Source organism: Streptomyces sp. NPDC056480 (assembly GCF_042795405.1).
GTDB lineage: Bacteria > Actinomycetota > Actinomycetes > Streptomycetales > Streptomycetaceae > Streptomyces.
Map to the genome: position 1 here is coordinate 18,474 of NZ_JBHTSA010000048.1, position 12,171 is coordinate 30,644.

The 12,171-nt window shown below is 72.5% G+C and carries 14 protein-coding genes; 3 read left to right on the forward strand and 11 right to left on the reverse strand.

Annotation, left to right across the window (positions count from 1 at the left end; all coding sequences use genetic code 11):
- The first annotated feature begins 64 nt into the window (after nt 1-64).
- Nucleotides 65-502: a MarR family winged helix-turn-helix transcriptional regulator gene (locus ACFQ79_RS21630; protein ID WP_383585878.1), complete on the forward strand. Its 438-nt coding sequence runs from the start codon at nt 65-67 to the stop codon at nt 500-502.
- A gap of 8 nt (nt 503-510) precedes the next feature.
- On the opposite strand, the gene ACFQ79_RS21635 is transcribed toward ACFQ79_RS21630, so the two are convergent.
- The 6 genes from ACFQ79_RS21635 to ACFQ79_RS21660 all read right to left on the reverse strand — a co-directional run bounded on the left by ACFQ79_RS21635 (nt 511) and on the right by ACFQ79_RS21660 (nt 6,044).
- Nucleotides 511-1,089: a hypothetical protein gene (locus tag ACFQ79_RS21635; RefSeq protein ID WP_383585880.1), complete on the reverse strand. Its 579-nt coding sequence runs from the start codon at nt 1,087-1,089 to the stop codon at nt 511-513.
- Nucleotides 1,086-2,261, reverse strand: coding sequence for an ROK family glucokinase (locus tag ACFQ79_RS21640; protein ID WP_383585882.1), 1,176 nt, complete (start codon nt 2,259-2,261; stop codon nt 1,086-1,088). The genes ACFQ79_RS21635 and ACFQ79_RS21640 overlap by 4 nt, the downstream gene beginning before the upstream one ends.
- 57 nt (nt 2,262-2,318) lie before the next feature.
- A complete protein-coding gene (locus tag ACFQ79_RS21645; protein ID WP_383585884.1) occupies nt 2,319-3,125 on the reverse strand; it encodes an ATP-binding cassette domain-containing protein in 807 nt (268 codons plus the stop codon).
- Nucleotides 3,122-4,177: an ABC transporter permease gene (locus ACFQ79_RS21650; RefSeq protein ID WP_383585886.1), complete on the reverse strand. Its 1,056-nt coding sequence runs from the start codon at nt 4,175-4,177 to the stop codon at nt 3,122-3,124. Before ACFQ79_RS21650 ends, ACFQ79_RS21645 begins: the two co-directional genes overlap by 4 nt.
- Nucleotides 4,174-5,193 carry a sugar ABC transporter substrate-binding protein gene (locus ACFQ79_RS21655; protein WP_383585888.1) on the reverse strand — a complete coding sequence of 340 codons (1,020 nt, stop codon included), beginning with the start codon at nt 5,191-5,193 and terminating at the stop codon, nt 4,174-4,176. The genes ACFQ79_RS21650 and ACFQ79_RS21655 overlap by 4 nt, the downstream gene beginning before the upstream one ends.
- 122 nt (nt 5,194-5,315) lie before the next feature.
- A complete protein-coding gene (locus ACFQ79_RS21660) occupies nt 5,316-6,044 on the reverse strand; it encodes a GntR family transcriptional regulator (protein WP_383585952.1) in 729 nt (242 codons plus the stop codon).
- A gap of 139 nt (nt 6,045-6,183) precedes the next feature.
- On the opposite strand from ACFQ79_RS21660, the gene ACFQ79_RS21665 reads away from it, so the two are divergent.
- Nucleotides 6,184-7,182 (forward strand): Gfo/Idh/MocA family oxidoreductase, encoded by a 999-nt coding sequence (locus ACFQ79_RS21665; protein WP_383585890.1) that lies wholly within the window; start codon nt 6,184-6,186, stop codon nt 7,180-7,182.
- Nucleotides 7,183-7,279: 97 nt separating this feature from the next.
- On the opposite strand, the gene ACFQ79_RS21670 is transcribed toward ACFQ79_RS21665, so the two are convergent.
- From ACFQ79_RS21670 to ACFQ79_RS21680, 3 genes are read right to left on the reverse strand one after another with little or no spacing between them, the layout of a single operon-like run.
- Nucleotides 7,280-8,458: a cytochrome P450 gene (locus ACFQ79_RS21670; RefSeq protein ID WP_383585892.1), complete on the reverse strand. Its 1,179-nt coding sequence runs from the start codon at nt 8,456-8,458 to the stop codon at nt 7,280-7,282.
- 37 nt (nt 8,459-8,495) lie between these two features.
- On the reverse strand, nt 8,496-9,179 hold the full coding sequence (locus ACFQ79_RS21675; RefSeq protein ID WP_383585894.1) for a response regulator: 684 nt from the start codon (nt 9,177-9,179) through the stop codon (nt 8,496-8,498).
- Nucleotides 9,176-10,390 carry a sensor histidine kinase gene (locus tag ACFQ79_RS21680; protein WP_383585896.1) on the reverse strand — a complete coding sequence of 405 codons (1,215 nt, stop codon included), beginning with the start codon at nt 10,388-10,390 and terminating at the stop codon, nt 9,176-9,178. Before ACFQ79_RS21680 ends, ACFQ79_RS21675 begins: the two co-directional genes overlap by 4 nt.
- 145 nt (nt 10,391-10,535) lie before the next feature.
- Here ACFQ79_RS21680 and ACFQ79_RS21685 point away from each other — a divergent pair, with 145 nt between their 5' ends.
- A complete protein-coding gene (locus ACFQ79_RS21685; protein WP_383585898.1) occupies nt 10,536-10,757 on the forward strand; it encodes a hypothetical protein in 222 nt (73 codons plus the stop codon).
- A gap of 18 nt (nt 10,758-10,775) precedes the next feature.
- On the opposite strand, the gene ACFQ79_RS21690 is transcribed toward ACFQ79_RS21685, so the two are convergent.
- Nucleotides 10,776-11,132, reverse strand: a complete 357-nt coding sequence (locus tag ACFQ79_RS21690) for a hypothetical protein (RefSeq protein ID WP_383585900.1) — start codon at nt 11,130-11,132, stop codon at nt 10,776-10,778.
- Between the two features lie 11 nt (nt 11,133-11,143).
- Entirely contained in the window at nt 11,144-12,079 is a 936-nt protein-coding gene (locus ACFQ79_RS21695; RefSeq protein WP_383585902.1) for a DMT family transporter, read from the reverse strand.
- Nucleotides 12,080-12,171: the final 92 nt, after the last annotated feature.

A 12,171-nucleotide genomic window follows, 5' to 3' on the forward strand; every position in this document is an offset into this window, starting at 1 on the left:
CCGGATACTTGAGGTGGTCAAGTAAACAATTGATAATGTCAAGTGTTCTGAGTAGGCTCGACCCATGAGCGTGACGACCGAGACCCCCACCAGGCTCCAGCTCATGGAGCTCCTCGCCGCCATCGGCACGGCCCAGTGGCGCGACTTCGCGGCCGCCGCGGCACACCACGGTCTGACCTCCACCCAGGCGAAGGTCCTCGCCCAGCTCAACGGCCCGCTGCCGATGCGCGCCCTCGCCACCCTGCTCGTGTGCGACGCGTCCAACGTCACCGGCATCATCGACCGCCTGGAGGCCCGCTCCCTGGTCCGCCGCGAGCCCGACCCCTCCGACCGCCGCGTCAAGAACGTCGTGGCGACCGACGAGGGCCGGGACGTCATCCGCCGCGTCCGCGAGGAGATGCAGGCCACCAGCGGCGCCCTCGACACCCTCGACGCGGCCGAGAGCGCGACCCTCTACGACCTGCTCGCCCGGCTCCGCCCCGGCATGGAGAGGAACGCCTGACCCACAGGTCAGGGACTCGTCGTCGAGACCGCGTACACCCGGGGGAACGCCGGGTCGGTGAGGTCGACCGTCAGATCGGTCGCCGGACGCGGCTCCTCCCGCTTCACCGTCGTGCCGGCCCAGTTCATGCCGTCGGCGAAGCTCCAGCCCGCGATGTCCGCGTCACGGTCACCGACCGTGATCCGGCCCGGGGTGAGCGCGGCGCGGCTCGTGCCGGACTCGGCGAGGAAGCCGTCCAGGTCGGCGGCGGTCGTCGTGAACTGCACGTACAGCCGGCTGGTCTTCCAGTTGCTCGTCTCGTAGTAGGCGACCCCCCACGCCCCGGCGGGGATCGGGACCTCGAAGATCCGGCGCTTCATCAGCGAGGGCCAGTTGTCCTGGAGGCCGGCGGCCGAGGACTCGCGCTCCTTGTCGCGGCCGCTGTCACGGCTCTGGCCCGCGGAGATGACGAGATAGCCGGCCGGGATGCCCACGAGCAGGACGATGATGACGGCGGTCAGCCAGCGGCGGCGGATCATGTGCCGGCGGTCCTCGGGGAGCCTGCCCCCGGGGTCGCGCGGCGGGGCGGACTGGTGGGGCAGGGTCATGAAGGCGGGTCCTCGGGGATACGGGGGGCACGGCCCGAGGTCCCGCTGCGCAGGGCCTGGGCGTAGCGCTCGTACCGTTCGTACCGCTCCACCCGGCGCCGGTTGGCGCGGCGGAAGCGGCGGGCGACGAGCCGGGCGAGGTCGGCGGCGCCGACCATCCCCGCCTCGGGGCCGAGCTGGGCGCGGGTGATACGGGCCTCGGGACGGTAGCCGCGGCCGGTGAGGTGGCGGCGGAAGGAGTCCCTGGCGGGGCCGATGAGCAGGTCGTCGGCGGCCGAGACGCCACCGCCGATGACGAAGCAGGAGGGGTCGAGGGCGGCGGCGAGGTTGGCGATGCCGACGCCGAGCCACTGACCGATGTCCTGGAACAGCTCCACGCACATGGCGTCGCCCTCGCGGGCGAGCTCGGTGATGAGCGGTCCGGTGATCTCGGGGACGTTCCCCTTGACGCGTTCGATGAGCCCGTACGCGACCGGGGAGTCGGCGGCGGCCAGCTCGCGGGCCTCGCGGACCAGGGCGTTGCCGGAGCTGTACTGCTCCCAGCAGCCGCGGTTGCCGCAGGGGCAGCGGTGGCCGCCGGGGACGACCTGCATGTGGCCGAACTCGCCGGCCACCCCGAACCTGCCGCGCTTGACCTGGCCGCCCTCCAGGATGGCGCCGCCGATGCCGGTGCCGAGGGTGATCATGACGAGGTGGTCCTCGCCGCGTCCGGCGCCGAAGCGCCACTCGGCCCAGGCGGCGGTGTTGGCGTCGTTGTCCACCATGACGGGGACGGCGAGGCGGCTCTGGAGGGCGTCCTTGAGCGGCTCGTTGCGCCAGGCCAGGTGCGGGGCGAAGAGCACGGTGGCCCGCTCGGCGTCGACCCAGCCGGCCGCGCCGATGCCGACGGCGTGCACGTCGTGCCGGTCGGAGAGGTCAAGGACCAGCTCGACGATGGTGTCCTCGACGACCTTGGCGCTCTTGGACTTGTCCGGGGTCTCCGTGCGGAGCTTCTCCAGGATGTTGCCGTCGGCGTCCACGACGCCGGCCATCACCTTCGTACCGCCGATGTCGATGCCGACGGTCGGCACCCGCGGCGCCGTCAGATGGGAGCGCCGCTCCCGGGTGCCGACGGTCCGCAGCACGGTGCCCCGGGCCGATCCCCGGTGGGCGAGGTCACGGTAGGTACTCATCGGCTCCGATTCTGCCAGGTGGGGTGTCAAGGGGCCGTTCGATCGCGGCCGCGTCCGTCACGTCCCGGACGGCCGCTCCAGTTCGTGGCGCAGGTCCTCCAGCTCGGTGCCGCCGGCCATCTGCCGGGTCAACTCGTCGAGCGTGACGGAGCCCTTGGTGTGGCTGCCGGCCATGACGCCCCGCTTCAGCAGCACGAAACGGTCGCCGACCAGGTACGCGTGGTGCGGGTTGTGGGTGATGAGGACCACGCCGAGACCCTGGTCGCGGGCGGCGGCCACGTACTTCAGGACGACGCCGGACTGCTTGACGCCGAGCGCCGCGGTCGGCTCGTCGAGGACGAGGACCTTCGCGCCGAAGTGGACGGCCCGGGCGATGGCCACGCACTGGCGCTCGCCGCCGGAGAGGGTGCCGATGGGCTGGTCGACGTCGCGCAGGTCGATGCCCATGCGGAGCAGCGCCTCGCGGGTGGTGGTCCGCATCAGGCCCACGTCGAGCCGCTTGAAGGGGCCGGAGCCCTTGGTGGGCTCGGAGCCGAGGAAGAAGTTCCGCCAGACGGGCATGAGCGGGACGACGGCGAGGTCCTGGTAGACGGTGGCGATGCCCCGGTCGAGGGCCTCGCGCGGGTTGGCGAGGGTGACCTCCTCGCCCTCGATGCGGAAGGTCCCCGTGTCGTGCCGGTGGAGGCCGGCGACGATCTTGATGAGGGTGGACTTGCCGGCGCCGTTGTCGCCGAGGACGCAGGAGATCTCGCCGGAGCGGACCTCCAGGGAGACCCCTTCGAGGGCGCGGATGTTGCCGTAGTACTTGCTGACGTCGTCGAGCTCGACGAGCGGAGCGGACTCGGTCTTCGTGGCCGTCGTCACTTGGTGGCCTCCACGCGCTTACGGATCCAGGCGTTCAGCAGGGTCGCCAGGAGGAGCATCGCTCCCAGGAAGAACTTGAACCAGTCCGGGTTCCACTCGGCGTACACGATGCCCTTGCTCGTCATGCCGAAGATGAGGGCGCCGATCGCCGAGCCGATGGCGGAGCCGTATCCGCCGGTGATCAGACAGCCGCCGATGACGGCCGCGATGATGAAGATCAGCTCGTTGCCGACGCCCTCGCCCGACTGGACGACGTCGAAGGAGAAGAGCAGGTGCTGGCCGGAGATCCAGGCGCAGAACGCCACACCCAGATAGAGGCCGATCTTCGTCCGGTAGACCGGGACGCCGACCGCGCGGGCCGCGTCGGCGCCGCCGCCGACCGCGAAGATCCAGTTGCCGAAGCGGGTGCGGAGCAGGATCCAGGTGGCGAGCGCGACCAGGCCGAACCACCACAGGATGGTGACCTTGAACTCGACGCCGCCGATGGTCAGCTGCGAGGCGAAGAGCTCGCGGGCGGAGGAGAAGCCCTCCATGTCGGCGATGGTCTTCGTGGAGACGGTGCCGCTGATCAGCTTGGTGAGGCCGAGGTTCAGGCCGGTCAGCATGAGGAAGGTGCCGAGCGTGATGATGAAGCTGGGCAGCTTCGTACGGGTCAGCATGACGCCGTTGAAGGCGCCGATCGCCAGGGTGACGAGCAGCGAGACGCCGACGCCGACCCAGACGTTCGCCGTCATCTGGTAGCTGAACATCGACGAGACCAGGGCCGAGCTGGTGACCAGGACACCCGCGGACAGGTCGAACTCGCCGCCGATCATGAGCAGCGCGACGGGGACCGCCATGATGCCGAGGGTGGAGGCCGCGTAGAGCACGGTGCCGAGGCTCGACGGGTTCAGGAAGCTGTCGGCGGTCACCGAGAAGAAGACGAAGACGGCGATCGCGCCGACGACCGAGCCCAGCTCGGGGCGGGCCAGCAGCTTCTTCAGCGGGGTGGTGCGCAGCAGCCGTTCGTCGACGTGGTCGAGCCCGTCCGACGGTGGGGCGGTGGAGCTCATCGGGTGCCCCGCTCGGCGTACTCGACGAGCTTCGCCGCGTCGTCCTTGGTGATGATCTGCGGGCCGGTGAGGACCGGCTTGCCGCCGCCGAGGACGTTGGCGTTGTAGCGGTAGAGCCAGAGCAGGTCGACGGCCTCGTAGCCCTGGAGGTAGGGCTGCTGGTCGACGGCGAAGCCGAGCGTGCCGGCCTGGAGGGAGGCGGCGACCTTGGCGTTGAGGTCGAAGGTGTCGATCTCGGCCTTGCTCCCGGCGCTCTTGGCGGCCTGGACGGCGGCGTCGGCGAAGGGGGCGCCGAGGGTGACGACGGCGTCGACGGACTTGTCGGACTGGAGCTTGGCCTCGATGGACGCCTTGACGTCCGGCATGTTGGTGCCGTCGACGTAGAGGTTGACCAGCTCGCCGTCGAAGGTCTTCTTCGTGCCGGCGCAGCGCTGCTCGTGGCCGACGTTGCCCTGCTCGTGCAGGACACAGAGGGCCTTCTTCTTCCCCCGCTTGTCGAGCTCCTCGCCGACGGCCTCACCGGCGACGGTCTCGTCCTGGCCGATGTGGGTGAGCGCGCCGTAGGCCTTGGACTGCTCGGCGCCCGAGTTCACGGTGATCACCGGGATGCCGGCCTTGACGGCCTTCTCGACGGCGGCCTTCATGGCGTCCGGCTTCGCGAGCGTGACGATCAGACCGTCGACGCCCTTGGCGACGTACGAGTCGATCAGCTGCGCCTGCTGCTGGGCCTCGTCGCTGTGGGCGTAGAGGAAGTTGATGTTGTCCTTGGCGGCGGCCTGCTTGGCGCCCTTCTGGACGATGTCCCAGAAGGTGTCGCCGTCACCCGAGTGGGTCACCATGGCGAAGGTCCAGCGGGGGGTGTCGACGGCCGCCCTGCCCTGGGCCTCGGCGGCCTTGCGGGCGTCCTCCGCCCGCTTTCCGCCGGTGCTGCTGCACCCGGCGAGCGCCCCGGTGAGCGCGAGCGCGAGCACAACGCCGACTGCGGCGCGTACCCCTCCTGTCCGAAGCCTGGTCACGAGGCCGTGCCCTCCTTTGTGTCCTTTGCGTGCATTGCAGTCGTGCATTGCAGTATCGGTCATGCGGGTCGTGGCGCTCGCCAGGGGGCCGGTGTCCGGCTCCCTGGCCGGTGGGGTACGGCCTACGGACGGACCATCAGCTGGAACTCGAAGGAGTAGCGGCCGGCCCGATAGAGGTGGGAGCCGTACTCGACGGCGCGGCCCGTGTCGTCGTAGGTGACGCGCTCCATCGTCAGCAGCGGCGCGCCCTCCCGTTCGTCGAGCAGGGCGGCCTCGTCGGCGGTCGCGGCGCGGGCGCCGACGGCCTGGCGGGCGCTGTGCAGGGTGAGCGCGGCGGAGCGGAGCATCCGGTAGAGGCCGGTGGTCTCCAGCAGCGCGGTGTCCGGTTCGCCGGGGCCGAGGAGCCCGGCGGGCAGGTGGTTGCGCAGGTACGCCATCGGTTCGCCGTGCGCGGTGCGGAGCCGTTCCAGATAGACGACCTCACTGCCCTCGGGTACGCGGAGGGCCGCGGCGACCGGGCCGGTGGCGGGTTCGACGCGGTTGGCCAGGACCCGGGTGGCGGGGAGCTGCCCGGCGGCGTCCAGGTCGTCGTACAGACTGCTGAGCTCCAGCGGGCGGCGGACGGTGCTGTGCACGACCTGGGTGCCGACGCCCCGGCGGCGGACCAGGAGGCCCTTGTCCACGAGGGTCTGGATGGCCTGCCGGACGGTGGGACGGGAGAGGCCGAGACGGGTGGCGAGGTCGATCTCGTTGCCGAGGAGGGTGCCCGGGGTCAGCGTGCCGTTCTCCACGGCGCTCTCCAGCTGCTGGGCCAGCTGGAAGTAGAGCGGGACCGGGCTGGTGCGGTCCACGGAGAGCGGGGGCAGGGCGGAGCCTGACTGCTTGGACACGGGGGGAGCGTAGCCCGGGGCGCTGATGACGGGAAGTCGTGACGTCCGGTTGTCCTGACAAATCCTTGACACCGGGGACGGGCGGCTCCACGGTGGGGCCATGCGCATCGGACTCATCGGTACGGGCCGGATCGGGAGCTTCCACGCGGGTGTGCTGGCCCGCCACCCGGAGGTCGAGTCGCTGGTCGTGGCGGACGCGGACGCCTCGCGGGCGGCCGGGGTCGCCGGGGCGCTCGGCGCGGAGGCCGCGCCGGACGTGACCGCCCTGTTCGGGCACGCCCTGGACGCCGTGGTGATCGCCTCGGCGACGGCGGCGCACGCGGAGCTGATCGCCCGCGCGGCGGGCGCCGGGCTCCCGGCCTTCTGCGAGAAGCCGATCGCCCTGGACGTGCCGGGGACGGCGACCGCGCTCACGGCGGTGGCCGAGGCGGGCACGGAGCTCCAGCTCGGCTTCATGCGGCGCTTCGATCCGGGGTACCGGGCGGCGCGCGAGGCGGTGCGCTCGGGGCGGCTCGGCCGGCTGCACACCGTGCGGGCGGCGACCTCCGACCCGGCGCCGCCGCCGGCCGCGTACCTCCCGCTCTCCGGCGGTCTCTTCCGGGACTGTCTGGTGCACGACTTCGACATCGTGCGCTGGGTGACCGGGCGGGAGGTCGTGGAGGTGTACGCGACGGGCTCGGACGCCGGTCCCGCGATGTTCCGGGAGGCCGGGGACGTGTCCACGGCCGCCGCGCTGCTCACCCTGGACGACGGCACGCTCGTCACGGCGACGGCGACCCGCCGCAACGGCGCCGGGTACGACGTCCGGATGGAGCTGGCGGGCGAGCTGGACCAGATCGCGGTGGGCCTGGACGACCGCACCCCGCTCACCTCGGTGGAGCCCTGGGCGTCGGCACCGCCGGGGAAGCCCTGGACCGGCTTCCTGGAGCGGTTCGCCCCCGCGTACGAGGCGGAGCTCGACGCCTTCGTACGGCTGGTCCGCGGCGAGGCGCCCAACCCGTGCGACGGCCGGGAGGCCCTGGCGGCGCTCCGGATCGCCGAGGCGTGCGAGCACTCGCGGCGGGAGCGGCGACCGGTCCTGGTGGCCGACATCGGCTAGCGGCCCCCCGGCGCCGAGACCGGACCGGGATGCCTCACGACCGGACCGGTCGGCCTCACGACCCGACCGGTCGGCCTCAGCACGGCACCGGTCGACGTCACCACCGGACCGGAAGGTGCCGGACTCCGCGCATGAGGAGGCCGGGGAGCCACTCCCAGGGCTCGCCCTCGGGGTCGAGTTCCAGGTCCGGGAAGCGGTCGAGGAGGGTCCGGAGCGCGATCCGGCCCTCCAGCCGGGCGAGCGGGGCGCCCAGGCAGTAGTGGATGCCGTGCCCGAACGCCAGATGGCCCCGGGTGTCCCGGCGGATGTCGAAGCGGTCGGGCTCGGGGAACCGGGCCGGGTCGCGGTCGAGCGCCCCGATGGCGACCAGGACGTACTGGCCCGCCGGGATCTCGGTGCCGCCGAGCACGACGGGCTCCCGGCTGAAGCGGAAGGTGCTGGTCTCCACCGGTCCGTCGTACCGCAGGGACTCCTCGATCGTCCCGTCCAGGAGGCTCGGGTCGGCGCGCAGGGCGGCGAGCTGCTCGGGGTGGGTGAGCAGGTTGCGGACGGTGTTGGCGATCAGGTTGACGGTGGTCTCGTGGCCCGCGATGAGCAGCAGATAGGCCATGGCCCGGAGTTCGGGCCCGGAGAGCCGGTCGCCGTCCTCGGCGCGGGCGGCGATCAGACCGGAGAGCAGGTCGTCGGCGGGGCCCGCGGCCCGCTTGTCCTCGATGAGCGAGTCGAGGTAGGCGCCGAAGTCCACCATGCTCCGGGCGAAGTCCGCTTCGCCGGTGGGGCTGACCAGCTCCGACGACCAGCGGCGGAAGGTGTCCCGGTCCGCCGCGGGGACCCCGAGGAGCTCGCAGATGACGGTGATCGGCAGCGGGTACGCGAAGGAGTCGACGAGGTCGGCCCGGCCGGCCGGTTCCATCGCGTCGATCAGGTCCGCGGTGAGCCGCTCGATGCGGGGCCGCAGGGCTTCCACCCGGCGGCCGGTGAACTCCCCCGTGACCAGGCGGCGCAGCCGGGTGTGGTCGGGCGCGTCGGCCGAGAGGAGGTGGACGCCGATGATGTCCTCCTCGGGCGGCCGTACTCCGATCACGTGCGGGGACTTGGCGAGCCGGGGGTCGGCGAGCGCCGCGCGTCCCTCCTCGTGGCCGACGACCAGCCAGAACTGGAAGCCGTCGGGCATCCGCACCTCGTGGACGGGGCCGGTCTCGCGGAGCTTCGCGTAGTAGGGGTACGGATGCGCGGTGAAGTCCGCGCCGTACTCCCCCAGTTCGATGACGGACATCGACGCAGACTATCCGAAGGCGGCGGAGCCGAAGTGATCAGTTCTGGCCGTCCTCGTCCCCTCCTGTGGGCAGGAGGCCCGCGTCGTGGACGAGGAGGGCGATCTGGACGCGGTTGTTGAGGCCGAGTTTGGCGAGGACCCGCGAGACATGGGTCTTGACCGTGGGCACGCTCATGTACAGCTCGGCTGCGATCTCCGCGTTGGACAGGCCCCGGCCGACGGCGACGGCCACCTCCCGCTCACGGTCGGCGAGTTCGGTGAGGCGTCCGGCGGCCGCGGTGCGCGGGGACTGCTCCGGCTGTCCGGCGACATGGGTCATGAGCTGGCGGGTGACGGCCGGAGACAGCACCGGGTCCCCGGCGGCGACCCGGCGGACGGCTGCGACGATCTCGGCGGGCGGCGTGTCCTTGAGGACGAAGCCGGCCGCGCCGGCCCGCAGGGCGCGCAGCACCTGCTCGTCGGCGTGAAAGGTGGTGAGGACGACGACCTCGGGGGCGCCGGGCTCGGCGCGCAGCCGCTCGGTGGCGGTGAGCCCGTCCACGTGCGGCATGCGGATGTCCATGAGGACGACGTCGGGGGCGTGGCGGGCGACGAGTTCGGGGACCTCGCGGCCGTCGGCGCCCTCGCCGACGATCTCCAGGTCCTCGGCGCCGCCGAGCATCAGGGTGAGGCCCGCGCGGACCAGGGGGTCGTCGTCGACGATGAGCAGCCGGATGGTCATGGGGGCCACGGTAGCCAGGCGTGCAGGGAGAACCCGCCGTCGGGTGCGGGTCCGTGCTCCATCCGGCCACCGGCGAGCGCGGCGCGTTCGGTGAGTCCGATCAGGCCCTGGCCGGAGCCGGGAACGGGCGGGACCGGTCCGGCGGGTGCCGGGTTGTGGACGTCGACGGTGAGGCCTTCGCCGGGGCGGCCGCGGACGGTGACGGTGACCGTGGTGCCGGGGGCGTGCTTGCGGGCGTTGGTGAGGCCCTCCTGGGCGATGCGGTAGACGGTACGGCCGGTGGCGGCGGGCACGGTGGCCGGTTCGTCCACGGTGGTGTCGAGGACGACGTCCGCCCCGGCCTCGCGGGACTCGTCGATCAGCGCGTCGAGGGTGGCGAGGGTGGGCTGCGGCCGGTCGGCCCCGTCGCCGTTCTCGCCGGGGGCGCGCAGCACGCCGATGATCTCGCGGAGGTCCTGGAGGGCCTCGTGGGCGCTGTCGCGGATGACGCCGGCGGCGCGGGCGACCTGCTCGGGCGGGGCGTCGGGGCGGAACTCCAGGGCTCCGGCGTGCACGCTGAGCAGGGTGAGCCGGTGGGCGAGGACGTCGTGCATCTCGCGCGCGATGGCCTCGCGGGCGAGCCGCTGGGCCTGGGCGGCGCGCAGCTCGGCCTCGGCCTCGGCGCGGCGGGCGCGTTCCCTGAGGGCCTCGACGAGCTGGCGGCGGGAGCGGACGAGCATGCCCCAGGCGGTGACGAGCAGGATGAGCGTGAAGCCGAGGGCGATGGAGAGCCCGGTGTTGGTGGTGGGGTCGGGCCGGATGAAGGCCTGTGCGGTGGAGGTCGCGACGGCGAGCGCGCCGATCGCGGCGACCTCGCGGAAGGGTTTGCGAACGGCGACGCTGAAGAGGCTCGCGAGGAGGGCGCCGGCGGCGACCGGGGCCACGATGTTGAGCAGGGAGAGGCCGATCGCGAGCCCGGCGGGCCAGCGGCGACGCAGCCAGAGGGCGCAGCAGGCGGCGGCGCCCAGGAGCTGGTCGACGAGGGTGACGGCCTCGCTCGTGTACTCCGCGCTGGTGTCGGCGGCGATGAGGCCGACGAAGGCGGCGAGCAGGAAGAGCGAGGTGTCCACGATCCAGTCGCGGACGGTACGGCGGGGCCGGCCCTCCCCGTTCCCACCGGGTTCGACCAGGTGGGAGGGGAGCAGCCAGCGCTGCCGGTCCGTGCGAGTCATACCGGCAATGTACGCAGCCGGGGGCGGCGTGCGGGGCATCGGCGGCCGGGCCGCTACCGAAGTCGCGGAGGTCGATACTTCGGTCGCGGTGCCCGTGAACCGGCGGCGGACGCGGCCGGTCCCCCGGCCGCGCCATGATCACTTCATGAAGAAGTCTCTGGAGGTCGCCGGTTTCCTGCTCGCTCTCTTCGGTGTGGCCGGGGTGGTGCGCGAACTGACGGACGGCTGGTTCCGTCTGTTCGGCGTGACCCGGTTCCTCACGGAGAACGTGGGGTTCCTTGAGGGCCGTGAGCTGTTCGCCGACATCGTGATCGCGGTGCTCGGCCTGGTCCTCATGATCGGGTCGGCCCGGGTGGCGAAGTCCTGACCGGTCCGGCCCCGTGGCTCAGACGCCCGTCGTGTTGAGCCGGGTCACCTCGGCGAGGTGCTCGGCCATCCGGTGCGAGACGGAGCCGCTGGTGTAGAGGGCGCCGCCGACCACGGCGAACGGGACGGAGCCGCCGAGGAGGGCGAGCATGCCGGGCCAGTCCCGGCTCTCGACGCATTCCTCGTCGTGGACGTAGTCGCTGGTGAGCAGGGCGGGGCAGGGGCTGCCGCCGCCGTCGGCGTCCTCGTAGGGGGTGAGCAGCAGGACGCCGAACCAGACCCAGAGCAGAGCGGCGATCGTGAAGAGGCCGAGGCCCCAGCCCTGGGTGCGCCGGGCCTTGGCGCGGAACTCGTTGTCGTACACCAGTGAACGCATGATCGAAGAACCTACCGGGCCTCGCCGTCGGCGGCACGGCGGCCCCAACTGGTGCCCGCGAGCACGAGGATGGCGCCCGCGAGACCGAGGACCCCGGGGCGGTCGCCGGCGAGGGCGATGCCCGCGGCGGCGGCCCAGAGCGGTTCCGTGCCGAGGAGGAGGCTGACCCGGGACGGGGAGGTGCGGCGGACCGCCCACATCTGCACGAAGAACGCGAAGAGCGTGCAGAAGACGGAGAGGAAGATCAGCCCGGCCCACTCGCGCGGGCCGAAGCCGAGCGCCACGGCCCAGGGCGAGGCGCCGGTGCCGGGGAAGGTCGCGATGACGGCGAAGACGGCGACGGCGGAGCCCAGCTGCACCGTGGTGAGGGAGAGCGAGTCGGCCGACCGGACGGCCTTGATCCGGGACATCGCCAGGACGTGGACGGTACGGGCGAGGGCGGCGAGCAGCATGAGCAGGTCGCCGAGGGAGGGGGTGCTGAAGCCCCCGCCCTGGGTGAGGAGGACGACGCCGAGGACGGAGAGCGCGGCGGCGCCGAGGAAGGCGCGGGGCGGTCTGACGCGGGTGACGGCCGCCTCGGCGAGCGGGGTGAAGATCATGGTGAGGCTGATGATCAGACCCGCGTTGGTGGCGGAGGTGTGGACGACGCCGTACGTCTCCAGGAGGAAGATCCCGCCGAGGATGAGACCGAGGGTCCCCGCGCCGCGCCACTGGGCGGCGCTCAGGGCACGGAGCCTGGCCCACCCGGCGACGACCAGGACGGGCAGCACCACCGCGAACCGCAGCACGAGGACCGCGATGACGGTGTGGGTGGTGGTGATGCCCTTGGCCGCCAGGTAGCTGGCGCCCCAGACGACGGCGACGAGCAGAACGGGCAGGTCGGTGAGCCAGGCGCGGCGCGGGGCGCCGAGGGGCACGGGGGCGGCGATCGACGACGAAGCTGACATTGCGGCCGTATCTCCAACTATCGGGGCGGGGTGGAGACTTCGACGGCTCGCACGTGGAGCGATCACCGTACCGGGACGGTCCTGTGGTGGCT